The sequence below is a fragment of the Flagellimonas sp. MMG031 genome (genome assembly GCF_040112705.1).
Taxonomy (GTDB): Bacteria; Bacteroidota; Bacteroidia; order Flavobacteriales; family Flavobacteriaceae; genus Flagellimonas.
In genome coordinates this window covers 2,501-27,625 of sequence record NZ_CP157804.1, presented here as the reverse complement: position 1 = coordinate 27,625, position 25,125 = coordinate 2,501, and the positions used below count along the sequence as shown (strand labels likewise).

19 protein-coding genes, 2 tRNA genes and 2 rRNA genes (1 of these 23 running past the window's edge) are annotated in these 25,125 nt (G+C 44.7%); 14 read left to right on the top strand and 9 right to left on the bottom strand.

All coding sequences use genetic code 11. From position 1 onward, the window contains the following. Nucleotides 1-218 precede the first annotated feature (218 nt). On the top strand, nt 219-941 hold the full coding sequence (locus ABNE31_RS00120; RefSeq protein WP_349351925.1) for a hypothetical protein: 723 nt from the start codon (nt 219-221) through the stop codon (nt 939-941). Nucleotides 942-1,392: 451 nt separating this feature from the next. Here ABNE31_RS00120 and ABNE31_RS00115 read toward each other — a convergent pair whose 3' ends face one another. From ABNE31_RS00115 to ABNE31_RS00100, 4 genes are all read right to left on the bottom strand, one after another. Continuing rightward, nucleotides 1,393-2,823: a DASS family sodium-coupled anion symporter gene (locus ABNE31_RS00115; RefSeq protein ID WP_293280221.1), complete on the bottom strand. Its 1,431-nt coding sequence runs from the start codon at nt 2,821-2,823 to the stop codon at nt 1,393-1,395. Nucleotides 2,824-2,867: 44 nt separating this feature from the next. Further along, a complete protein-coding gene (locus tag ABNE31_RS00110) occupies nt 2,868-3,245 on the bottom strand; it encodes a VOC family protein (protein ID WP_349351924.1) in 378 nt (125 codons plus the stop codon). 36 nt (nt 3,246-3,281) lie between these two features. Then, nucleotides 3,282-4,973 carry a lysine--tRNA ligase gene (gene lysS, locus ABNE31_RS00105; protein ID WP_349351923.1) on the bottom strand — a complete coding sequence of 564 codons (1,692 nt, stop codon included), beginning with the start codon at nt 4,971-4,973 and terminating at the stop codon, nt 3,282-3,284. 65 nt (nt 4,974-5,038) lie between these two features. Further along, on the bottom strand, nt 5,039-5,581 hold the full coding sequence (locus tag ABNE31_RS00100) for a thioredoxin family protein (protein WP_349351922.1): 543 nt from the start codon (nt 5,579-5,581) through the stop codon (nt 5,039-5,041). A 74-nt stretch (nt 5,582-5,655) separates the two neighbouring features. Here ABNE31_RS00100 and ABNE31_RS00095 point away from each other — a divergent pair, with 74 nt between their 5' ends. Together ABNE31_RS00095 and ABNE31_RS00090 are read left to right on the top strand one after the other, a co-directional pair. After that, nucleotides 5,656-6,090: a type II toxin-antitoxin system RelE/ParE family toxin gene (locus tag ABNE31_RS00095; RefSeq protein ID WP_349351921.1), complete on the top strand. Its 435-nt coding sequence runs from the start codon at nt 5,656-5,658 to the stop codon at nt 6,088-6,090. Nucleotides 6,091-6,092: 2 nt separating this feature from the next. Continuing rightward, nucleotides 6,093-6,377, top strand: coding sequence for an addiction module antidote protein (locus tag ABNE31_RS00090; RefSeq protein ID WP_293280211.1), 285 nt, complete (start codon nt 6,093-6,095; stop codon nt 6,375-6,377). Nucleotides 6,378-6,402: 25 nt separating this feature from the next. Here ABNE31_RS00090 and ABNE31_RS00085 read toward each other — a convergent pair whose 3' ends face one another. Further along, nucleotides 6,403-7,449 carry a LuxR C-terminal-related transcriptional regulator gene (locus ABNE31_RS00085; RefSeq protein WP_349351920.1) on the bottom strand — a complete coding sequence of 349 codons (1,047 nt, stop codon included), beginning with the start codon at nt 7,447-7,449 and terminating at the stop codon, nt 6,403-6,405. Between the two features lie 92 nt (nt 7,450-7,541). Here ABNE31_RS00085 and ABNE31_RS00080 point away from each other — a divergent pair, with 92 nt between their 5' ends. The 4 genes from ABNE31_RS00080 (at nt 7,542) to ABNE31_RS00065 (ending at nt 10,159) form a co-directional block, all read left to right on the top strand. After that, complete coding sequence (locus ABNE31_RS00080) at nt 7,542-7,697, top strand: YqaE/Pmp3 family membrane protein (RefSeq protein ID WP_090291467.1); 156 nt, start codon at nt 7,542-7,544, stop codon at nt 7,695-7,697. Nucleotides 7,698-7,844: 147 nt separating this feature from the next. After that, nucleotides 7,845-8,582, top strand: a complete 738-nt coding sequence (locus ABNE31_RS00075; protein ID WP_349351919.1) for a hypothetical protein — start codon at nt 7,845-7,847, stop codon at nt 8,580-8,582. Between the two features lie 32 nt (nt 8,583-8,614). Beyond that, entirely contained in the window at nt 8,615-9,331 is a 717-nt protein-coding gene (lipB, locus tag ABNE31_RS00070) for a lipoyl(octanoyl) transferase LipB (protein WP_349351918.1), read from the top strand. A 144-nt stretch (nt 9,332-9,475) separates the two neighbouring features. Next, nucleotides 9,476-10,159 carry a hypothetical protein gene (locus ABNE31_RS00065; RefSeq protein ID WP_349351917.1) on the top strand — a complete coding sequence of 228 codons (684 nt, stop codon included), beginning with the start codon at nt 9,476-9,478 and terminating at the stop codon, nt 10,157-10,159. A 53-nt stretch (nt 10,160-10,212) separates the two neighbouring features. Here the strand turns inward: ABNE31_RS00065 and ABNE31_RS00060 are convergent, their stop codons facing one another. The 4 genes from ABNE31_RS00060 to ABNE31_RS00045 form a co-directional block, all read right to left on the bottom strand. Continuing rightward, a complete protein-coding gene (locus tag ABNE31_RS00060; RefSeq protein ID WP_349351916.1) occupies nt 10,213-10,905 on the bottom strand; it encodes a hypothetical protein in 693 nt (230 codons plus the stop codon). Between the two features lie 14 nt (nt 10,906-10,919). Further along, entirely contained in the window at nt 10,920-12,233 is a 1,314-nt protein-coding gene (locus ABNE31_RS00055) for an OmpA family protein (protein WP_349351915.1), read from the bottom strand. A 122-nt stretch (nt 12,234-12,355) separates the two neighbouring features. Continuing rightward, nucleotides 12,356-14,809: a ribonuclease HII gene (locus ABNE31_RS00050; RefSeq protein WP_349351914.1), complete on the bottom strand. Its 2,454-nt coding sequence runs from the start codon at nt 14,807-14,809 to the stop codon at nt 12,356-12,358. 29 nt (nt 14,810-14,838) lie between these two features. Continuing rightward, nucleotides 14,839-15,435, bottom strand: a complete 597-nt coding sequence (locus tag ABNE31_RS00045; protein ID WP_179385857.1) for a ribonuclease HII — start codon at nt 15,433-15,435, stop codon at nt 14,839-14,841. Between the two features lie 234 nt (nt 15,436-15,669). Between ABNE31_RS00045 and ABNE31_RS00040 the strand changes: the two genes are divergently transcribed. The 7 genes from ABNE31_RS00040 to ABNE31_RS00010 all read left to right on the top strand — a co-directional run. Further along, nucleotides 15,670-18,483, top strand: coding sequence for a TonB-dependent receptor (locus ABNE31_RS00040; protein ID WP_293287089.1), 2,814 nt, complete (start codon nt 15,670-15,672; stop codon nt 18,481-18,483). Between the two features lie 15 nt (nt 18,484-18,498). Continuing rightward, entirely contained in the window at nt 18,499-19,917 is a 1,419-nt protein-coding gene (locus tag ABNE31_RS00035; protein ID WP_179385859.1) for a hypothetical protein, read from the top strand. Nucleotides 19,918-20,032: 115 nt separating this feature from the next. After that, complete coding sequence (locus ABNE31_RS00030) at nt 20,033-22,081, top strand: putative porin (protein ID WP_349351913.1); 2,049 nt, start codon at nt 20,033-20,035, stop codon at nt 22,079-22,081. 293 nt (nt 22,082-22,374) lie between these two features. Beyond that, nucleotides 22,375-23,900 (top strand): 16S ribosomal RNA (locus tag ABNE31_RS00025). Nucleotides 23,901-24,003: 103 nt separating this feature from the next. Then, nucleotides 24,004-24,077 (top strand) — tRNA-Ile (locus ABNE31_RS00020). Between the two features lie 179 nt (nt 24,078-24,256). Then, a tRNA-Ala gene (locus ABNE31_RS00015) sits at nt 24,257-24,330 on the top strand. A gap of 147 nt (nt 24,331-24,477) precedes the next feature. Next, a 23S ribosomal RNA gene (locus ABNE31_RS00010) occupies nt 24,478-25,125 on the top strand; it runs 2,173 nt beyond the window's last position. The 16S and 23S rRNA genes sit together here with 2 tRNA genes alongside, the layout of an rRNA operon.

Here is a 25,125-nt window from a genome sequence, read left to right as displayed (position 1 = left end):
GCAGAACTAACTGTTAAATAAATATTAACGGCACTTTTTTTAACGTAAGTGCCCAACCTTTGGGAGTCCTGCCTTTTACTGATGGTTTGGAGTGAAACACCTTGTTTTTCGGGGCCTAACGGACATTTGGTTTTCGTAAAAAAATCCTAAATACTGTAACGTTTTGGTTTTTGAATAGTCTTATAGGCATATCATCAATCACAAAATTCAATCAAAAAATGAACAAGTTATTATTAATTTATGGAAGTGTCCTATTAAGTAGTACCGCCATAGCCAACGACCAACAGAATGCCAAGGTGGCCGAGCTCCAATCGGAGACACTTGGTAGTTTAGAGAACAGTTTAACGACATTGAACATCAATGCCGATGTAAACGATTCAACTTCGGGAATGGGCGAATATGCCTCCTACGAATTGAATTTGGATGAAGTAGTTTATATAGAGGATGAGCCCGAACTGGATTTGGGATTTGATACCTCCGATTATCTACCAGAGGGTTTTGACCCATACAAAAGCTACTTTGATCTGAATTCCATCATATACCTCGAAAACATTGTTGAACCAGAACTAGGTTTTGATACCAAAAGGTACTTGCCGGAGCACTTTAATCCTTACAACGAGGTAGTGGATGTACATTCCATCAACTATATGGAAGAGGAGGATATGGAACTTGGATTCGATACCAAGGACTATTTGCCTGAAGACTTTTCCCCTTATGAGGCGTACGTGAATTTGAAGGCAATCCCTTATATGGAAAGTGATCTGGAGCTTGAATTGGGCATTAACAGCGAATACTTGTTGCCCGAAGGTTTCAATCCGTATACCGATGTCATTGCCGTTACTTCCATCAACTATATGGAAGATGAAGAAATGGATTTGGGTTTTGATACGTCCAAGTATCTCCCAGAAGGTTTTGATCCCTACTCAGGATCAATACAGTAAAATGTTCATCATTTTACAACTTATTTGAGTTAGCTATGAAAAACCCCTCCGACGAGGGGTTTTTTAGTTTTCCGTAACTGCCCATCTGTTAACGAAATCTATATAAGTGTCTGGTTAACATAAATATAACATGGACATCTTTGTGGAATTATTTTCAATGAAAAAGGATTTTATGTGCGAATTATTTCATTATTTGACCTTTTGGCTGCGATAATTTCACACTTTGCAGCATTACAGGCCTTAACGCAGTCAAACGAAGGTCTTGCCCGCTTCGTTAACAAAAGGCTAATTACAATATTCTTCACAAAAAAGGGTTGTAAGTTTGTACCTAACAAAGAGTTACGTGCCACTTGTGGCAAAAGCAAGTAGCGTAAGTTAAGTTAGTTTCTTACATTTTTTTGAGTTAGTTAGTTTGTGAAAATGCCCTTCCGCCCGGAGGGGCATTTTTAGTTTAGAACAATAGCGGAATCACAAATTGGAACACCAAAATAAGCAGCACCACAGCAATTAAATTTAGGATAACGCCCACGCGCGCCATCTGTGGTATTTTCACATAACCACTAGCAAATACAATGGCATTTGGCGGTGTGGCCATGGGCAGCATAAAGGCACAACTGCTCGCAATGGTCACAGGAATCAGTAGGTGGAGCATGGGAATATCCAAACCAATGGCAATACCTGCTACGACAGGTGCTAGTACGGCCACGAGGGCCACGTTGCTCATCAACTCGGTCATGAACAGCATTAAAAAGATCAATAGGGCAGCGGTGAACAAAACACTTACCTCGCTTTGCGCAATGGCGTTGGCTACCATATCCACAATGCCACTGGCAGACATGCCTTGGGCCAAGGCCAAACCTCCACCAAAAAGGATCAAGATGCCCCAGGCCAATTTGGAGGTGTCCTTCCAAATGATGATAAAATCTCCTTTCTTAATATTGTACGGAATGGCGAAAAGGGCAATGGCGGCCAAAATACTGATCATGGTATCCGTAAGTCCCAAACTGGGGAAAATACCATTGATCAAGGTTCTAAAAATCCATAGGAACACCGTCACCCCAAAAATGATGAGCACCATTTTTTCCTTGCCCGATGTGGGCCCCAATTTCTCGAGCTCTGTATGAATTACTTCTTTGGAGGCGCTGAATTTTAAATCCCGGTTGGGAAACATCCATTTGACCAAAACCAAATAACATATGGCAATCATGATGATGGAAAAGGGCAATCCAATCGTCATCCATTTCAAAAAGGAAATTTCGGTGTTGTATTCATTTTCCAAAAGCCCGATCAATACGGAATTGGGCGGTGTGCCGATTACTGTGGCAATTCCCCCAGCATTGGCGGAAAAGGCAATGCCAAGCATTACACTCAGCGCAAAATTTTGGTCGTTTTTGGTAAAACCGTCCTCGTCGTTGATCAATAAATTGATGACGGAAAGGGCTATGGGCAGCATCACCACGGTACTTGCTGTATTGCTGATCCACATGCTCAATGTTGCCGTGGCGATCATAAAGCCCAAAATCACCTTGTTGGGGGTGGTGCCCGTCAGTTTGATGATATTGAGTGCAATCCGTCGGTGCAGATTGACCTTTTCCAGTGCCAAGGCCATGACAAAGCCTCCAAAAAATAGAAATACAATGGGGCTGCCGTAGTTGGCTCCCACCTCTGCAATGGGGAGGACATTTAAAATAGGCATCAAAAGTAACGGAAGCAGTGCGGTAACCGATATGGAAACCGCTTCGGTAATCCACCAAATCAGCATCCAGGCCGCTATGGCAATTACGGGGTCGCCTTTTTCGGATACCATTTCAAAAGGCAACAGGTTCAGTATCAGGAAAGCGATGGGCCCAAGGGCCAATCCAATTTTTTTGCTTAGCTCCATTGGGGTTCTAAGCTAGGATTTTTAATCGAAACTTGAAAAAAATACTATTTCGCATTTGCATCAACCTCAAAGATGCCAAAAACGTTGTGGTCCGCATCCAAAAAATACCCTTGCCAGCATTTACCGGGTACAGCAAATTTTTGCATCGCTACATGTCCGCCATTTTTAATGATGGACTTCTCCGTGGCATCAAAATCGGCAACTTGTATGGAACAGGTAAACGCATTGGTCCCCTGATGCGTCGGGGGCGTGTCCACGGGCCTTTTGAGAATGGCCCCTTCAATGCCTTCCGTTTCCAAACGATAAAGTTCTATGGGCGCGGAGGGGTCCAACGTGGCTTTCCACCCAAAAACGGCTTGGTAAAAATCGACCTCCCGCTTGGGGTGGGTAGACTGGATTTCGAAAAAAGCGATTGTGTTCATTGTTGAAAATTATTGGTTTTCAACAAGATACGAAAATCATCCAGTATACTTTACGAGTAGGGCATCTTCGGTTTTTTCAATTTTGATGAGCCCATGTTTGGTCAAACCTTTGGTGCTTTTGTCCCATTTTTTACCGCTAAGCCCTGCTTTTTCCTTGAGGTCGGACAAGGCCATCTGACCTTGTGGTTTTAGAATGTCCAATATGATTTTCTCCTCTTCGGTAAGCTCCACCTGTTTTTTCTCTGGTCGCATTTGCGGGAAGAACAGCACTTCTTGAATGGAAGAATTGTTGGTGAGCAACATCACCAAACGGTCTATCCCGATACCAATACCAGAAGTTGGGGGCATCCCGTACTCCAAAGCGCGCAAGAAATCTTGATCAATGAACATAGCTTCGTCATCCCCTTTTTCGGAGAGTTTCAATTGCTCTTCAAAACGCTCCCGTTGGTCGATGGGGTCGTTAAGCTCTGAGTAGGCATTGGCCAGCTCCTTGCCGTTCACCATCAACTCAAAACGCTCGGTCAATCTAGGATTGCTGCGGTGCTCTTTGGTCAACGGACTCATTTCCTTTGGGTAATCTATGATAAAGGTGGGCTGAATGTAGTGGTGCTCACATTTCTCCCCGAAGATCTCATCGATCAACTTACCAACGCCCATGGTATCATCCACTTCGATGTCCAATTTTTTGGCCACTTCGCGAAGTTCCTTTTCATCCATTCCGGCTACGTCAAAACCGGTATGGATTTTAATCGCTTCCAAAATGGGAACCCTTGGGTAAGGTGCTTTGAATTCTATTTCGTGCTGGCCCACTTTTACTTTGGAACTGCCCGTGGCATCAATGGCCACTTTCTCCAAGAGTTTTTCCGTGGTGTCCATCATCCAGTTGTAGTCCTTGTAGGCCACATACAGCTCCATTACGGTAAACTCCGGATTGTGGGTGCGGTCCATGCCTTCGTTCCGGAAATCCTTGGCGAATTCATAAACACCATCAAATCCTCCAACGATCAACCTTTTTAAGTACAGTTCGTTGGCTATCCGTAGGTATAACGGGATGTTCAACGCATTGTGATGGGTGAGGAAGGGGCGTGCGGCCGCTCCACCGGGTATGGGCTGCAAAATCGGGGTTTCCACTTCCAAATATCCCTTTTGATTGTAGAACTCCCGTATACTGTTGGTAATTTTTGTCCTTTTGATGAAGGTGTCCTTTACCAGTGGATTTACCACCAAATCCACGTATCGTTGGCGGTACCGAAGTTCTGGGTCGTTAAAGGCGTCGTACACCTTTCCTTCATCGTCTACCTTTGGTAGCGGCAAGGGGCGCAAACTTTTGCTCAACAAGGTGAAGTTTTTCACCATCACGGTTTTTTCGCCTACTTGGGTGGTGAACAGCTCCCCTTCAATTCCGATGATATCCCCAATATCCAACAACTTTTTGTACACATCGTTGTAGAGGGTCTTGTCATCGTCGGGGCAAATTTCATCACGGTTAAAATAGACCTGAATACGCCCTTCACTATCCTGAAGTTCGGCAAAGGAGGCTTTTCCCTGAATTCTGCGCGACATCAATCTACCGGAAATCACTACTTTTTTCCCTTCTTCAAAATCATTCTTGATGCTCTTGGAGGTGGCATCAACAGGATACAATGCTGCGGGGTATGGGTTGATGCCCATTTCCCTGAGTTTGGTCAATTTTTCCCTTCGAACGATCTCTTGTTCCGATAGTTGCATAGTCTGTAAAAATTTAAAGCGCAAAATTACACTTTTGCGCTTTAAATCCTTGCCTTGCCGTCAACTTAATATGCATAATTGGGTGTGTAGCCCTTCTGAAAAATGATTTGGGCCATATCTTCTTCCAAACTTTCCAACGGACTTTCCACGATGCGGTTCACTTCTTTACCATCCTTGAAAAAGATGATGGTGGGTACTTTGATGATATTCAGGCCCTTTTCTTCGCCCGTGGGACTGGTTTTGTAATGGCCTTTTCGGTAATCCAGGGCAATGATTTCCAATTGCTCCATGGGGAAATCTGCGGTCTCCAGTATTTTGATGAATTTGGGAGTTTCCCTTTTGCTATCCCCGCACCAAGTACCCAAAAATAATTTAATCCGGTAGTCGGCCAGTTTTTCTTGCAGTAAAGTTGTCAAGGTTTCGTCTGCTTTGTAGTTGTCGAATCCACTTTGGAACCAACTGGCGTAGGGTTGGGATTGCAATCCTTCTAAATTGATCTGTCCAATTAAAAAGGTGTTCCCCTTTTCCGTGGTGACTTCCTTGTTGAATTCTTGTGCGGAAATTTTGATGAAGCTTAGTAAACATAAAATGGTCAATACTCGTTTCATGATTTTCAGTGATTTATGGTTTGGCGGCCAAATTCACTATAATCAAGGTCTGGGAGAAGAAATGCCAGTTGGAAATGGGGACTAGACCGGGGGTTGAGATTGATTATTTTGAGTTGTTGACTCTGTTTTTGGATGGATATGAAGACTTTTTGATTGATGAAAAATCATTAGAGATATGTATATTTGTATCCAAATGGATACAGTTTTTAATGTTCTTTATCGAAAAGACGGACGAATTTGACAAGTGGCTTAGAAAATTGAAGGATCTAAAAGCAAGGGCCAAGATTTTGTTTCGGATCCAAAAGATTGAAGAAAATGGACATTTTGGCGACTGCAAAAGTGTTGGTGATGGAATCAGGGAAATACGAATCCATTTTGCCAAGGGCTATCAAATCTATTTTAAAGAACGAAAAGGCAAAATAATTGTTTTATTGGCAGGCGGGGATAAGTCTTCTCAAGAAAAGGACATAAAAAAAGCAAAAGAAATCTGGAATAAGTTAAACTATTAAGAATGGGAACCTCAAAATTTGACATCGCAGATTACTTGGATAATCAAGAAATGATTGCCGAATACCTCAATACCGTTTTGGAAGAAGGAGATAGTGGTGATGTGATAACGGCTATTGGACATGTGGCCAAAGCTATTGGAATGACAAAAATTTCTGAAGAAACCGGGCTGAGCAGACCTAGCTTGTACAAAGCTTTATCTGAAGGTTCAAAACCTCAATTTGCCACCATCTTAAAGGTATTAAAAGCCATCGGCGGTCAGATTCAGGTGCGTCCTATTTCAGCCTAGTAATCCATCAGTGCTTTTTCGCAAGTTAGCGCCGCTTGACTTTAACCGCCATCTCCTCACGCGATGTAACCTCCAATTTTTTGTACAGGTTGTTGATGTGTGTTTTGATGGTGCTCACGCTCACAAAAAGCGCCGAGGCGATCTCTTTGTTGGTTTTATTCTCCAGCATTAAATGAAGAATTTTTTGCTCTTGGGGAGTTAGTCTTTCAATTAATTGTGAAGTCTGGTTCTTTTTCCGTTTACCAAGAAAAAACAGGATATTCCCTAAAAGGGAAACCGCCAAAAGAGCAATAATGGTCCGATTCCATTTGGAAGATTTTGGACGATTGAATCCCGCCAGTTCCCTATCCGTGGTGATTTCAGCCTCGTATTGTTGCGTAAATGTGGCCGTGGGATAGGTGCTGACCAATCGTTCGGAGAGGTTTTCGTAGTATTCATTTGTGGTGAGGTCATCCAGATAGAACCGAAAGGTTTCGTTTCGTTTGTCGGACAAAAAATCGTAAATGTAGAGTTCTGCCAACGGCTCGTTGGCTTCTTCTCCAAAGGTGTGAAGGGTCTTGAACCATTTGTCCAAGTTCAGTTTCTTGCTGGCTTCGGAAGGATAATCCGAAAAGTCGAAGGCCATTTGGCCTTTGAGTTCCTCTATTTCCAAAAGCAATTCAGAATTTGGGTTGGTAGAGGCTATCGTGCATAGCGATTGGTCCTCAAAAGAGGTAGGAAACTGCAAGGTGTCTGTGTTATTGGCGATAAATAGCACATTCTGGCTATTGTTGCATCTGCCCAAGAAATGATTGGTCCCAGTATTGTCCGAACAACCGTCCAAATGGATTCGGTAGATACGGTTTTGCACATTGAGGTTGTCCCCTTCAAAAGCAAAATGGCCCAAGGAATCGACCGTTGCTTTTTGCACAATTTGATCTACATATACCCTTGAAGATTTGCGATAGTCTTCCACCAAGGAAAGGTAAATGGGGTTGCCGGCATGTTCTTGAGACACCTGACCCGAGAAATGGAATTGCCCCCATAGCATTGATGAGCTGAAAACAAGTAGGATTTGTATGAAAAACCGCATTTGGTATCCGATTTTGGTTAAAAATAGTGGTTTTCTGTAACAAAGCACCCATTTTCACTACCTATAAGTATCATCAATCAAATCGAATACCTATGAGTTTTTGGAGAGTGCTATTGGCCATTCTATTCCCCCCATTGTCCGTAATCGGCAAGGGCTGCGGTTCTATTCTTATTGTTTTTTTATTGACGCTTTGCGGGTGGGTTCCCGGGGTAATTGCAGCCCTGGTCATTTTGAACAATCCGAATTAATAATTCTTCTGATTTTATGATTGGATGGCTTTTCATCTAAATTTACCTGTGGTGATTGTAGGTGTTGCCCGATTATGATACTTTTATCGTTCAAAATACAATCGAACAAAGCTCAGAAGAGGTATCACTAACCATAAAACAACTACCATGAAAAAAATTCAATATGCCATACTCGCGACTATAATCCTTTTGGCCGCGTCCTGTAATTTTACGGAAGAAATCCATTTGCAAGAGGATGGTTCGGGTCGACTCTCCATTAATTTTGACGGTTCGGAAATGATGGATATGGCAGGCGATGAGTTGACCAAGACCAATGAAAAGCCCATTGACTCTATTATCTCTTTCAAAGACTTTTTAGAGGAAAAAAAGGACAGTATTGCTCAATTGCCGCTTGAAGAGCAAGAGAAATTGAAAAAATTGGAGCCATTTAACATGCGAATGATCATGGACCCGGAACAAAAGGTGATGAAGTTTGACCTATTCAGCGAGTTTAAGGACGTTAGCGATGTAAACGATGCCTTTGCCGCTTTTCAGGATGCAAGTTCCATTGGAAACAATTCCAATCCGCAGCAAGGCCAAATGAAACCCACCGAACAGCCCACGGAGGTTTACTACACCTTTAAAAAGAACAAGTTCACCCGTAAGGCCGAAATTCTGGACCAAGAGCTCTTTCAGCAACAGTTGGACAGTTTGGAAGGAGCCGAAATGTTTCTTTCTGGATCAACGTACACCTTGAAGTATCACTTTCCCAAGAAAATTAAATCCACCACCGCCGAGGCAGCCACTTTTAGTCAAGATGGCAAGACCCTGATCTACGAAGTCAACTTTCTGGATTTGATGAAGGACCCGTCCGTACTCGATTTGGAGGTAGAGCTGGAGAAATAGTTTTCTAGAACAAGCCTTCGTATCTTTGTGGCATGAACAAAAAGGTTGCCCTACAGGATTTAGGATTCAAGGATTACAAGGAGACTTGGGATTACCAAGAAGCATTGTTTAAGCATATTGTGGACACCAAAGTGCGCAATAGGCGGGAGGATGCAGGCCTTGAAACACCGAACCATTTTTTGTTTGTGGAGCACCCGCACGTGTATACCTTGGGCAAGAGTGGTGACATCAATAATTTGTTGGTGGACGAACAGAAACTGGCGGAGAAAGGGGCTACTTTTTACAAGATCAATCGTGGGGGAGATATTACCTACCATGGCCCAGGACAGGTTGTGGGCTACCCCATTTTGGACTTGGACAACTTTTTTACCGATATCCATAAATACCTTCGTTTTTTGGAGGAAATGGTGATTTTGACCTTGGCCGATTACGGTCTTAAAGGCCAACGCTCCAAAGGAGAAACCGGCGTTTGGTTGGATGTGGGCACTCCTTTTGCCCGAAAAATATGTGCCATGGGTGTTCGTGCTAGCCGTTGGGTCACCATGCACGGTTTCGCTCTCAACGTAAATACCGATTTGGGTTATTTTGATTTGATGATTCCCTGCGGCATCAAGGACAAAGCGGTAACATCCCTAAATGTTGAGCTTGGCCAAAAGGTTGTGGATATGGGCGAAGTCAAGGAAAAGTTACTCCATCATTTCACCAACCTTTTTGAGGCGGAGTTGGTTAAGGAAGCGACTGGGGTTTAGAATTTTACGCTGGCTTAAGCATGCGTTTCCCAAATATTCTTTAACTTCCTTCAAACATTCTATTGGCGCTTAAGTTCTTCAAATAACCATCAAGAGTTGCCACTCTTTTTTGGAACGAGGCGGCAATAACAAATCCAACGCACCATGAAAAAATTTATCTTATCTATTGCTCTGGTCGGAAGCTTTATCTCTTGCAAGACCAATACGGAAAAAAATACGGATACGGATAATTCCACTACCTCCGAAACAACCGAAAATAGCACTGCCGAAGAAACGAAAACCAACTACGTTCCCATCGATTCCGATGAGGCCCTGATTGCCGCTTCGCTAATGGCTGCACCAGCGGAAAGTCGTGATGGATGCAAGGTCATTGGCTATAATATGGCCGGGGAGTTTGTGACGCTCAAGGAGGGGGATAACGAATTCATTGTGCTTGCGGATGATCCCAAAAAATCAGGCTTTAATGCGGCATGTTACCACAAAAGCCTGGAGCCGTTTATGGCTAGGGGACGTGAATTGCGGGCCGAGGGCAAAACAGGGCCGGAAATTTTTGATATCCGTGAAGAAGAGGCCAAATCGGGCAAGTTGGATATGGGAATACCCGGAGCTACGTTGCACATCTACTATGGTGAGAGCGACCGCTACGACCCAGAAACCCACGAGGTTGAAGATGCCCAGTACCGCTATGTGGTATATTTGCCCTTTGCCACGGCGGAGTCTACGGGTTTACCGGAACAACCCATAGGGTCCAACCACCCTTGGATCATGAATCCAGGGACGCACCGTGCGCATATCATGATTTCTCCTTTACCCAACAAAAAGGACTAACAAAAAACCGAGGCATTTGCCTCGGTTTTTGATTGTCATAAAATAAGGACTTCCTATTTGCTGAATTGGGTGAGTAAAGAGCTACCCATCAATTTTCCATTTTTATTGTAGGATTCCTGTTTGACCATCCCTACGCCTTCGGCCAACCATATGCGGGAAGGAAAGGTTTGGTTGGTCATCATCATTTTGGTCTTGGTCTCGCTGTAGATCACATAACAGTCAAATGTGCCTGCCGGGGTATTCACGCTTTCCCGCTTTTCCACTTTGCGGTTGATGGTCTCCACATTGGTGTTCATATTGATGGCACCGCCCATTTTCATTTTGACCTGCATATTGGCATCGGGCAGTTCCTGTCCTACGGAAAGATTGTTGGGTAGTTCCACATCCGTTCCGGAAATGTCCATCTCCACATCGCCCATTTGACTGAGCATTTGCTCGTTCATTAGAGACTTGAAGTCAATTTTTACCACATTGCCCTCACAGACCATGTTGTAATCGGAGAGGAAACTGTTCCCTTTTTTGTCAACGAACTCCATTTGCATGGTGGCGCTTACATTTTCCCCATTGCTTTCCACATTGGTGATGGTATAATTGATCTGACCTTCTTCCCTTCCTTTTTTATCGTAGTTGGTGTACTGGAAATTGGCACCATCGACCAAAGGGTAATAGGTGCTGCAGCTGTTTTGTGCATTGGATGTGTGTGCTGCGAATATCGCAAGCAGCACAAGAATTAAATATCGTTTCATGTGTTTGTTCGGTGTTATTTTTTAATGAATTCAACTCTGCGGTTCTGTGCTTTGCCCTGTGCGGAGGTATTATCGGCAACAGGCTCGGTTTCGCCTTTTCCTTCGGAAGTCAATCGGTCCGGAGAAATGCCATAAACAGATACCAATGCCTTTTTAACGGCCTCTGCCCGATTTTTGGAAAGCGTCATGTTGCTTTCATCGGAGCCATCAGAATCGGTATGCCCCACAATATTCAGTTGGATGGAACCATCTTGGTTCAGCACTTGTGAAATCTGCCGGATGATACCCATCGATTGTGGTAGAATGTCTGCCGAACCTGAATTGAAAAGGATTCCGTTGGTGGAAATTTTACCTTCGGACATCAATTTTCTGCGAAGATCCACACCACCTTCGGCAATCTTTAGGTTGCTGATCAACACTTGTTCCTGTCTTTTTTGCTTGTCGATGCCATTAACGTAAAACTTCAGGTAGTTGATCAATTCCGGTTTTACGATAAACTGGGGTAGGTCGGCAATCTTGTTTTCATTGAGCCAAAGCCTGTAGCGGTTTTTGTTTACCGCTATGGATACATGCACTACATCTTGATATAATTGACGTAGATCTTGCTGTAAAGTGTTTTGTATGGGGGCAGGGTCTCCCCTAAAATTATTGTCAACTCTTACCCCGATTGCGATGTATTGGCAAAAATTGAGGTTGGCCAATGCATTGTTTTCGTTTGTCGTCAACCCATCGGTCTCGGAAAGGTAAATGCCCAGAACGGCACCGGAGCCTGTATTTCTACTCAAATTAACGACTTTGAGGTCGAATTCTATGGTAAAGTCCTCTGGGAGTTGAGAGCCCAGATTGGGAATCGTAAGACTTCTATTGGCCACGGAATACCATTTTCCGGGAAGGTCTCCTACTGTTACTACTTCTCCAGAACCATTGGTGTTCCATTTGGATGGGAAATCACCCATAAAATCATCGTTGAAATCATCATAAAAAAGTGGCTTGTCCCCTGGAACGAAGTCAAATTTACTGTAGACTTCCATGGTTTTTGGCCCAGTGGTCATGGGTCCCGTAGTGGAGGGATTGCCATCTGCATTCCCGTTGGTATTTTCATTGCCGGGTGTGTTTCCTGGCGTATTTCCGCCAGAACCGGGTTCCAGGATACTATCGAGGGCCTGGTCTGTTTTTTTGGAGGTTTCTTGTTCTACTCGGCGTTCAACCGTTCGTTCGGCTGCCTTTTCCGCTTTTTTGGCCAATTTTTTAAAGAATTGGGCCTCGGCACTAGTGCCCAGCAATAGGGCAAAGGACAAACAGCAGAATAGTTTGTTGGAGGTTTTCATTTCTAAGTGTTTTAGTTTGTTGATAAAGCAATTCCACCCAAACTACTAAAATGAACCCCTTCCTGAAATTAAATATGTATGTTTCGTAGCATCTATTGTATAAGTCGCATCCAGATGAACGGCTAGTTTATTTTGTACACAATCAGGGAATTGTCCTGATCTTTTGCGACCAATTCCAATTGTTTGTCGTTGTCCATGTCGGTAAGGTCGATCATGGAACTACCGAATACGGGAAAATTGGGGATGGGCTCTGCTTGGCTGTCGAACAAATAGATTTGACGGTTTTGGATATCCGTTACGCCCACATAGATTTTATCGTAGATGTAAAAAATCTCAGGCTTGGAATACACGCCAAGTTCCAGTTCCACTTTTTTGCCCTTAATGCTCAGCACATTATCGTCCATAAACACCAAGGTGTTGCTGGTGGCGTAAAAACCGTGATCTGGATTTAGGTTGAAATTCGTTGCGACCAGTTTTCCGTTGGTATCGATTTGGTGGAGCACTCCTGTTTTGTTGGTCACTGTGAACTTGTCCTTGTACAGAAACACATCGTTATTGGAAAAGTCGATTTTTTCCGGCACCTTGATGCGGTCGCTACCTACACGGTGCAAAATGCGGATGGTGCTGTTGTCCAATCTAAAGACAAGGTAGTCCTTGTTGCCTACCCTAAAATGCTTGGGCGCACCCAAAATATTGCTTGGTGCTTCGGTAAAGGTAAAGCCCCGAACAATTTTTCCTTGATTGTTGTACATGAATACTTTTCGGCCTTGGGTCACTACAAAGCGATAGTTCCGGCTTCCATCATAATCAAAAACGGCCAATGGATTTAGGTTGCCTCCCTCAAAATCAATTTTGAATGGGGCCACCTCGTCGCCGTTGCGGTCAAGTACCATAAATTGATTGTTGGTGGTAAAGGCCATCTGCAATTTTCCATTCTTGTAGATGTCAACTTGTTGGATGTCCCCTTGAATTCGACCGTCCAGTTGTTTGGTCCACAGCACCTTTCCGTCGTTGGAAATAAGGTAAAGCACATTGTTTTGGTCCTGCACCACGATTTCCTGTTCGTTGGTCCTGTGGTTTTTCACGAATTGTGGATCGGTGGCCAAATCGGTGTTGAGTTCCAAGGTGAACAAGGGGGATACCGCATTTTTCTCTTGGCTCTGTTTGATTTTGGAAGTCAGCAAATTGAAATGGCCAAAGCCGTTGTCCATCACCATTTGCGAAGCAAAGACCAAGTCGTTCAGGTCGTCATTTACGATATCTTCTGCCACATCTTCGGAAAGTTCCGCCTCGGTAAAAAAATCGATGCCCGCAGCATTGGAAATAAAAAGCATACTGGACTCGTTGGCCATGTAAGCTTTGGCGGTTAAATAACCCTGGTCCTTATCAAAAGAAGAAGAACTTTTGTGGCTACTGATGATGGTCTGTAACGCTTCTTTATCCTCTGAAAAAATAAAGCTGTTTTCAATGACCGTACAAAAGTTGGCCTCAAAATTTTTAACTAGGGGCGTGAAGTTTTCGGTAATGAGTTTAGGCTCCTGCAGTTCTAAGATCTCGTTGCCCTGATAGTTTTGTGAGGCCACTTTTTTACTGTCCAAATAATCGTAGAGGCCTTCGGTACCATACGATTTTAAGAGCACCGTCTTTTTGTTGTTCAAATAAATAATGCCTACCTCTTCGATGGTGTTGAAGAGGGAATCAGTTTGTTTTACCCTGTCCAAATAGGTGTTCTGGTTGTTGGCAAATACCCGATAGTCGTCAAAGGTATAGGAAATGATGGCCTGTGCATTGAGTGGGGCATAGGCAGCAGTTTTATTGGCAAGGGGGGAAGTGCCTTTAAACAGATTGATAAAGGTTTTGGTGGAGTCAGTGGCCATGGCCACTCCGTTGAGGTTCACTTCATCTGAATTGGCGGTAAAATCCAAGGAAATCCATGAAGAGAATGGTTTGTTGGCATCGTTGTTTTCCTTTAGGGAAAGCAAAGAGATATTTCCTTCAGGGTTAAGGAAGAGCGTTGCCGATTTATCCGTAGCACTCGTTTCGTAAAGCTTTTCCAGATTGGGGTCTGTTTTTTGGTTCCCGCTCATTCGAACCATGTTCTCGATGAGCATTTGGGAGGAGCTCATGACCATATCGTTCTCTTTTTGCATCCCAAAAACTTCCAGTCCATCCAAAGTGTATTTGGTTATTGTGGTCCCTTCGTAGGTGATGGATTCTATAGTTTTATTGGCAATGCTATCGACATTGAACAGGTCCGCGTTGTTTTTTGCGACTAGAATGTAATCATAATGGCCCTTGCCGACTTCGTAAATACCAAGTGCCGTTGTTTTGTCGGTAGAAAGATGTTCAAGACCTTTGACTTTGGATAGGATGTCGTTCAGGTGCGAGAGCTGTTCCACATCCTTCAAAAAGGTATTGTTTTTGAGCTCGCTCCTAAAATTGGTGAGGTTGTTGATTTTTATGACAAGCGATGGGTTGGGCGGTAAATGTTGAAGAAGGGAGTCTTTGGTCTTCACCTCTTTTGTGCACGAAGCAATCAAAACGGGGAGCAAGCAGAAAAGTACCTTTAATCTCATTCTTGAAGTTTCATACAAAGTTAGGGTTTTTAAATATCCAGTGACAACTGTTCGGGGAGTTGCCTAAAGCTTTTTCTGTGATACTTGGTAAGGCCGTATGTTCTAATGGCCTCCCTATGCTCTTTGGTGGGATAGCCTTTGTTTTTTTTCCAATTGTACATTGGGAACTCTTCATGGATACGTGCCATGTATTCATCACGGTAGGTTTTGGCCAAAACGGATGCGGCCGCAATGCTCATATACTTGCTGTCTCCTTTTATAATGCATTGGTGTTCGATTTTAGGATAGGGCTTAAAACGATTGCCGTCCACGATCAAGAATTCAGGTTGGGGGCTTAGCTGAGCAATGGCTCGGTGCATGGCCAAAAAAGAAGCATTTAGAATATTGATTTCATCAATTTCCTCTTGAAAAACATGACTTACAGAAAAACAGACTGCTTCTTCTTCCAAAATTGGTTTCAAAAGGGTCCGTTTGGCCTCTGAAAGCTGTTTGGAATCATTTAAGGTGTTGTGGTTGAATTTTTCGGGCAAAATAATGGCCGCAGCGGTCACTGGACCAGCTAGGCATCCCCTGCCAGCTTCATCGGTTCCTGCTTCAAAAAAGGTTCGGTAACACGATTTTAACATATTTCTTAAAAATTTAACAGTGTGTTGGTTGGAAAAAACATAATTATTAATGAAAAGTTAAAAAAATTCCTACATATCCTATTTATAAGGCTTTAGCTTGCGAATATTCTGTTAAAATTATGAAAAACCCTGATGGATACTGCGCTAATATACGATTGTTGGTGGTGTTAATTTTTTTGAATATTAACTTTTTATATTGACTTTTGGGCTGGACTAATTCAAAAAATGAAATAAATGAAAGCTAAGTTAGCATGGATGCTGACACCTTTTTTGGTGTTATGTATGTCTTTCTCTTTCGGACAAGAGAAAACAGTTTCAGGTAACGTGACGGACGACACAGGTCTGCCTTTACCTGGTGTTTCCATTTTGGTTGTTGGAACGACCAACGGAACACAAACAGATTTTGATGGTAATTATTCTATCTCGGTCAGTGAGGGGCAAGTATTGCGCTTCAGCTACATTGGTCAAAAGACCGTTGATAGGACTGTAGGAGCTTCATCCACCATCGATGTACAAATGGAAGCCGACGCCCAGGCGTTGGAAGAGGTTATTGTAACCGGTCAGGGTTCTGGTATCGCCAGAAGAAAGTTGTCCACAACGGTTGACGTTTTGGATGCCGAGGAAATCGACAAATTGCCTGCCAACCAGATTGACCAGTTATTGCAGTCGACCACTCCAAGTGCACAGATTCGCTTGAGTTCCGGTCAGCCCGGTACTGCAGCTTTGATCAGGACAAGGGGTCCAATTTCTGCTGCTTCATCTGCCACTCCGGTAATCATTATTGATGGTATCCGTGTGGATAACTTGAACTCCAATCCACAATTGGGTATTGGAACAGGTGGTGCGAACGTTTCGGCCCTTGCGGATATTCCAGTGGAGTCCATCGAAAAAATCGAATACATTAAAGGTGGTGCCGCAACTACATTGTACGGTGCGGATGCTGCGAACGGTGTTATCCAAATCATTACCAAAAAAGGTAAGGATGGAAAAAGTTCAGCCTATTTCGAAACCAATCTTGGGGTGATTAAAGCCACTAAGGATTTCTTGAGATACGACAGAACTGCCGAGGCTATTTTTGAGCCCGGACTTTCCCAAGAGATGAAAGTTGGATTGAACGGAGGTTCTGAGAAATTCTCCTATAACTTCGCCGGTAACTTGTATACCGATGATAGCTTCAATGACATCAACGAGCAAACAAGAAGGTCCTTTACTTTCGGATTGACCGCAAAGGTAACCGACAGATTACAGTACCAAGGGTCTTTCTCTTTTGTGAATTTCGAATCCAACTTGGATTACAACGCAAACACAAGCTTTTCGCGTTTCTCCAACATCGAAGGTTCCGCTAGGGGAGCAACCGATGAGTTCACGGATGCAGAATGGCAAGATGAAGTGGCCAGGTACAGAAGAATTGGTGAGTTGGTAGACATTACCAGCACCACCAACCGTATCACCGCTTCCAATAAGTTCATTTACGACATCAACGATAACCTACAGGTGAACGCCACCATCGGTATCGATAACAGGAATACAGTTCAGGAAGAATTGCAAAGCAATGCCCTTTTGGTAGAGCTTGGTGCTATTGCTCCTGGTACTACCGATCAAGGTAGTTTGAGCAGGGTGTTACGTTCTGCATTCACCTTGACAACTGACGTAAACATTACGCACACAGCCGATTTGGAAAACTTCTCTTTTGTAAGTATACTAGGAGGGCAGTTCTTTAGAACTTCTGACAGACAGAACAGGCTTGACGGTTCTGGAGGTGTTGATGGGACCCGTTCCTTGAACAACTTCTCAGAGCAAGCGTTCTCGGATTTCGTTCTTGAAAACGCGAACTACGGTCTGTACTTCTTGGAGAACATCGGTATCTACGATGTGGCCTTCTTGGAATTGGGTGGTAGATTGGATAGGAACACGGCTTCCGGTTCCAATACCGATCCACTTTTCCTTCCTAAAATCGGTCTTACCTATAACTTGAGCGACCACGATTTTTACAGGGATGCAGGTATCAGCAATATACTTTCTACTGTGAAGTTGCGTGCCAACTACGGTGAGGCTACCAACTTTGCACAGCCGTTTTTGCAGGACAGGACCTTTGCCCAGAACCCATTCTTGGGAGGACCTTCCTTTACCTTTGCCAACCCTGGTAATGATGAGTTGGTATCCGAGCGTGTAAAGACCACGGAATTTGGTGTGGAACTTGGTTTCTTCAGCAACAGGTTGTTCTTGAGCGGTACTCGATATGTGGGTATCACTGAAGATGCATTGTTTACACCTCAGTCAGCGCCTTCAACAGGTCAGTTGAACCAAATCCAGAACATTGGTGAGGTAGAGAACAAAGGTTACGAATTTGAGTTGAGAGCGACTCCGATCCAAACGGACAAGCACACTTTGAGTGTTAACCTATCTTATAACACCAACGAAAACTTGGTGACCGATTCAGGAGGTGCACCGGCATTCGTTGTGGGTGGTTTCACCGTATTGGGATCAGTAGTGGAAGAAGGACAGAGCTTGGGTTACCTAAGGGGTACTGCAGCAATCCTTCAGGAAGATGGTACCTACTCCTTTGAGCCAAATACGCCTCTAGGAGATACTTTCGCCCCGAACTTTGGTTCCATGGGACTTAACTACACTTGGGGAGATTTCAACTTCTTCGCGACAGCCGATTATCAATTTGGAGGTCAGATCACCGATTTGAGCTTCTTGTTGAGACACTTAAGAGGAACTGACAACACTGGAATCCCAGAGGATTTGATCGGAACAACATCTCCTTTCAACTACGTGAACTTCTTTGTGTTCGACAACGACTTCTTGAAAGTAAGAAACATCGGTGCTTCGTACAACTTCGGTGATATCGCCAAGCCATTGTTCAGCAACATTCGTTTGGGCGTAACCGTGACCAATCCGTTCAACTGGACGGCAGGTAACTTTGACCCTGAGACCACAGGTTCCGGTATTACAGCACAGAACGGTTTTGCCAGTGGTGGTTTTGCCTACGGTACGGAGTCCGCACCAAGAACTTATGTAGCCTCGCTAAGGTTTCAATTTTAATAAAAAAAGATAACGATGAAAAAACTGATCATATTTTCTCTATCCATACTGGCCATTAGCTGTACAGGCGACTTTGGCGATGTAGTGGACTTTAAAGAGGTTGAAAACCCCAACCTATCGGAGTCTTCCGTAGTGGGGCAGCCCAACTCGGCCTCCATCTGGCTTTCAGGACTTGAAAGACAGTTGGCAATCGCGTTCAACGAAACCTTGGTCCTTTCGGAACTAGGTTCGGACAACTATGTAAACACACAGACGTTCTTCAACCAGTTTATGGACGGTCTGGAAATCCAGATTACGGATCCTGACATGAGGGATACCCAGCGTCAGATTCAGCGTTTGCGAGAACTGGCTGTATTTGGTCTTGCCCAAGTAGGTCCTGGTGACCCTAACTATGACACCGCTACCGAGGCAGAGTTTAACTTTTTCGAGGGAATGTCCTATTTGATGTCGGCAATGTATTTTTCCGCATTGCCAGCAGAACCTACAGGTGTTCCAATTACCGCAAATGAGCATTATCAAAATGCAATTGCTTCTTTTGACGCTGCCATCGCGCTCAACCCTCAACCAGAATATCATCTGGCCAAGGCAAGGGCAAACTACTATTTGGGCAACAAGAACGAAGCAGTAGCTGCTGCCACCGCCGCACTTGGCTTGAGTGGTGATTTTGACCGATTTGTATTGTTCGATCAGGCGAACGGTCCTGTAAACATTTTCGAAAACGCCCTTTACCAAAGAGCAACCTTCGATGATTTACAGCCATTGCCCACCTTGGACTTCTTGGATCCAAAGTATTCTTTCTTGAGTACTTCGCAAGATGCTCCCGTGCATTACCTAAAAGCGGAAGAGGCTTATTTGATTTTGGCTGAAGCTGCATTGGCAGACAATAACATCACTGCGGCCAGAACCAACTTGAACAATCTATTGGATTTGATCGACACAAGGGAAGTTAGAAACATCGATGATTCCATCGAGCAACGTTCCCAGGTTGATGAAGGTTCAAGGCCAGATAGCGATGATATTATCGTAAATGGTAGAGCTGGACTTGTATTGTCCCGTCAGGATGGAAACGTGGATGTTCCTTCAGTTTCTGGAACTTCCTTGACCGCTGCCGACGTTGCTGCCATGCAGGATGACGATGCTGGATTGGCATTATTGTACCGCACTAGACAAGAGGTGTTCATTGCCGAAGGTCTACGATTTGTGGACATGGGTGTTAAATTGGTTATTGACGAGAACGAGATTCTGTTGAACGAGAACATCAATGAAGGTGACTTGGGTACAACTCCGGTAATCCCTTCTTTCATTGCTGCTGTAGTAGGTGACCTTGATGCCATCAACTACGAGCCAGGTTCAACTACTGCGAGTACCGTAATCGATTTGAACCAGATTTTGGTGAACAACAAAACATCGGATGCCGTAGTTCCTTTTGAATAGGAATAGCGCATTAAAAATAAAGGACCCCCGCCAGCAGCGGGGGTTTTTTTATGTCTCAACTTTTCACATTTCTTTAGAAACAAAACTTTTACCTTTGCCCAACCAATATCAAGGAATGAGATTTTTAGCATTGACCCTACTTTTATTGATTGGCCAATCGGTCTTGGCACAGCAAGATTCGATTCCTCCGCAAAAAGAGGGGGACTCTACAAGGCTTCAAATCAAAGATTCCCTCACACTTCCAAAAACTGAAGCTGCTCCAATGGATGCTGATAGGCGCAGGGCAAAGGAAGAACGTAGAACCAAAATGGAATCAAAACAGAAGGATTCCGTCACCATAAACGATTACAAGATCATCTCCTATCAAAGGGACACGACTTATGTCGATACCACTTTGACTATCAGAAAGGATTATATCTACAATTATTTAAGGGAAGATGATTTTGAGTTAATGCCCTTTGCCAATATGGGGCAACCTTATAATGAGTTGGGCAAAAGCTTTGTATCGACACCTTATTACCCAAGAATTGGCGCAACGGCCAAGCACCCTGGTTATTTTGAAAAAGAGGACATCAACTATTATAATGTCCCTACGCCCATGACGGAGCTCATGTTCAAGACGACCATGGAGCAAGGGCAGTATTTGGATGCGTTGCTCACTTTCAATATTTCCGAACGGTTCAATGCATCAGTGGCCTACAATGGTTTTAGGTCCTTGGGAAAATATAGGTACGAAGAAGCAGAGGACGGAAAATTCAGGGTCACCTTCAATTATCTTTCCCAAAATAGCCGATATAGTCTCAGGGGACACATTGCCGCGCAGGATATGCGAACGGAAGAAAGTGGTGGTCTGCGAGATCGAAGCCAATTTGAGGATGACCAACCTGATTTTCAAGATCGGGCCAAGATCGACCCGCTTTATGAAAATGCGAACAACAAAATATTGGGTAAGCGATATTTCTTGGACCAACGGTTCAAATTGGTCAACGCAAAAAGAGATTCTGTTGATACCAATCCAACAACCTTGGCCATGGGTCATGAATTTAGTTACGAGACCAAACTTTATGATTTTGAGCAAACCCAACAAAATGATGCATTGGGTCAAGACCCATTTTTGGTTCCCATCAGGGACAGGGCAAGGCTGAAGACCATGTTCAATAAAGGTACCGTGGAATTTTCAAATAGGACGTTGGGAAAACTGTCGGGCAATATTGGATTGTTCAACTATAATTACTTCTTCAACAGTATTCTGATCACGGAGGAAGAGACCATTCAAAATAAATTGCAGGGAGAAGAGATTTCTGTAGGAGGAAGTTACAGTAATACCATTGGACCTTTGTATCTGGAGGGGGATGTTAATTATACGGTATCGGGCGAGCTTACGGGAAACAATTTGGACGCCTTTGCCAGATATCGATTGAGCGAGAATCATTCGGTAACCGGTTCCATACACCTATCGTCGCGCATGCCCGATTTTAATTATTTGCTATATCAGAGTGACTACCGCAACTTCAACTGGCAAAACACGGATACTTTTGAGAATGTACGGACAAAGAGCATCAAATTTGGTTTGGAATCCAAAATGCTAGGTGATTTAACAGCAGAATACAGTACATTGGACAATTACACTTACTTCGCATCAACGGCCAATGAAGAGCAAATAGGGTTGGGGCAAGAAACGGCCTTCGTAAGACCTTTTCAGGAATCGGGAACGGTAAACCATTTAAAGGTAAAGTATCAAAAGGAAGTAAAGTGGAGAAAATGGGCCTTAATGAATACGGTGATGTATCAGAGCGTGGACCAAAGCGCCCAAGTGCTCAATCTTCCAGAAATTGTGACAAGGAACAGTCTGTATTTTTCCAGCGATGTCTTTAAAAAGGCAATGTTTATCCAAACAGGAGTAACCTTTAAGTATTTTACCGCATATAATATGAATGCCTACAATCCGCTGTTGGGCGAATTCTATATTCAGAACAATGAAGAGTTTGGCGGATATCCATTGTTAGATCTTTTTATAAATGCCAAAGTGAGACAAACAAGGATTTATTTAAAGGCCGAACACTTGAATTCCATTTTTTCAGAGCCCAATTACTACTCGGCGCCCAATTATCCCTATCGTGATTTTGTGATCAGATTTGGGTTAGTCTGGAATTTCTTTTCATAATTTTTTGGAAGATCGTAAAAAGGAATTACTGGAAAACAAGCACTTAGAAATTAATCTAATTTTTTTCAAAAAAAATATCGAAAAACATTTTGTGGTAAGGAAATAAGGTGCGTATATTTGCACCCGCTTAGCTGATAAGGCAATGCGCTTTTGAAAGACCGAAAGAGGTGTTTTGAAAGAAAAAAAGACAAGAAGTTCATATACATATTGTAACGACAGCGTAGAATTAAGAAAGAACCATTTTGATGCGGGGACTCGGGATTTCCGGGTGTCGGACAGACATTCAAGGAAATACAATGAAGAGTTTGATCCTGGCTCAGGATGAACGCTAGCGGCAGGCCTAACACATGCAAGTCGAGGGGCATCACGGAAAAGCTTGCTTTTCTGGTGGCGACCGGCGCACGGGTGCGGAACGCGTATGGAACCTGCCCCTGTCAGGGGAATAGCCCAGGGAAACTTGGATTAATGCCCCATGGTACCGTTATATCGCATGATATTACGGTTAAAGATTTATCGGACAGGGATGGCCATGCGTACCATTAGTTAGTTGGTGAGGTAACGGCTCACCAAGGCAGCGATGGTTAGGGGCCCTGAGAGGGGGATCCCCCACACTGGTACTGAGACACGGACCAGACTCCTACGGGAGGCAGCAGTGAGGAATATTGGACAATGGGCGGGAGCCTGATCCAGCCATGCCGCGTGCAGGATGACGGCCCTATGGGTTGTAAACTGCTTTTATACGGGAAGAAACGCGCCCACGTGTGGGCGTTTGACGGTACCGTAAGAATAAGGACCGGCTAACTCCGTGCCAGCAGCCGCGGTAATACGGAGGGTCCGAGCGTTATCCGGAATCATTGGGTTTAAAGGGTCCGTAGGCGGGCCTGTAAGTCAGGGGTGAAAGTTTGTGGCTCAACCATAAAATTGCCTTTGATACTGCAGGTCTTGAGTCATGGTGGGGTTGCCGGAACATGTGGTGTAGCGGTGAAATGCATAGATATCACATAGAACACCGATCGCGAAGGCAGGTGACCAACCATGTACTGACGCTGATGGACGAAAGCGTGGGTAGCGAACGGGATTAGATACCCCGGTAGTCCACGCCGTAAACGATGGATACTAGCTGTGGGGTTTTCGGACTCCGTGGCCAAGCGAAAGTGATAAGTATCCCACCTGGGGAGTACGTTCGCAAGAATGAAACTCAAAGGAATTGACGGGGGCCCGCACAAGCGGTGGAGCATGTGGTTTAATTCGATGATACGCGAGGAACCTTACCAGGGCTTAAATGCAGGCTGCATGGGGTAGAGATACCCCTTTCTTCGGACCGCCTGCAAGGTGCTGCATGGTTGTCGTCAGCTCGTGCCGTGAGGTGTCAGGTTAAGTCCTATAACGAGCGCAACCCCTACCGTTAGTTGCCAGCATGTCAAGATGGGGACTCTAACGGGACTGCCGGTGCAAACCGTGAGGAAGGTGGGGACGACGTCAAATCATCACGGCCCTTACGTCCTGGGCTACACACGTGCTACAATGGCCGGTACAGAGGGAAGCCACCCCGCAAGGGGGCGCGGATCTACAAAACCGGTCACAGTTCGGATCGGGGTCTGCAACTCGACCCCGTGAAGCTGGAATCGCTAGTAATCGGATATCAGCCATGATCCGGTGAATACGTTCCCGGGCCTTGTACACACCGCCCGTCAAGCCATGGAAGCCGGGAGTGCCTGAAGTCCGTCACCGCAAGGAGCGGCCTAGGGCAAAATCGGTAACTAGGGCTAAGTCGTAACAAGGTAGCCGTACCGGAAGGTGCGGCTGGAACACCTCCTTTCTAGAGAAAGAGACGTCCGGAAAGACCTTGTCCCGCACGAGATGGATTTTATCCCTGCGCTGTCGTTTATGATATGTTACAAATACTGGCAATAGGCCAAGACAGTCTCATAGCTCAGCTGGTTAGAGCGCTACACTGATAATGTAGAGGTCGGCAGTTCGAGTCTGCCTGAGACTACAAGTCGAAAGAAGGACGGGAAGCCTGCGCTGAGCACGGCCGAAGCAAGTCTGCCTGAGACTGCTAAAGAAGTTCATTGAGTATTGAATAAGGAAATTTTAGAAGTTGAGTGATTATCACGTAATGGTGAGCACGTTATCAAAACCGTTAACTGTTAACTGATAACTGCCGACTGAAACGGGGGATTAGCTCAGCTGGCTAGAGCGCCTGCCTTGCACGCAGGAGGTCATCGGTTCGACTCCGATATTCTCCACGAGTCCCTTTTGGGACATAGGTTCATTGACATATTGGGACGGAGCGCGGCGGTATTTTACCGTTGGCGTGAAGTCAAAAAGAAGAAACACGAAGTAGAATAGAACAATTAAGGATTACGAGAGGGCGTCCCATATTTATATGGGATGCGACAAGCAAAAGAAGGGCGTATGGGGGATGCCTAGGCTCTCAGAGGCGACGAAGGACGTGATAAGCTGCGAAAAACCGCGGGGAGCTGCACATGAGCATTGATCCGCGGGTATCCGAATGGGGCAACCCGGCTGGTTGAAGGCCAGTCATGCCGTAAGGCAGGCGAACCCGCCGAACTGAAACATCTAAGTAGGCGGAGGAAGAGAAAACAAGAGTGATTCCGAGAGTAGTGGCGAGCGAAATCGGATCGGCCCAAACCGTTGTTGTTCCGGCAATGACGGGGTTGTAGGACCACAATGTTCTTTGCGCGACGAACCGGAAGCAGTTGGAAAGCTGCACGATATGGGTGACAGTCCCGTACGGGCAAGGAGCGTTAAAGATAGTGGTATCCTGAGTAGCGCGGGGCACGTGAAACCCTGTGTGAATCCGGCGGGACCATCCGCCAAGGCTAAATACTCCTGGGAGACCGATAGTGAACCAGTACCGTGAGGGAAAGGTGAAAAGAACCGTGAACAACGGAGTGAAACAGACCCTGAAACCATACGCCTACAAGCGGTCGGAGTCCCGATTTATCGGGATGACGGCGTGCCTTTTGCATAATGAGCCTACGAGTTACTTTTACCGGCAAGGTTAAGCACTTATGGTG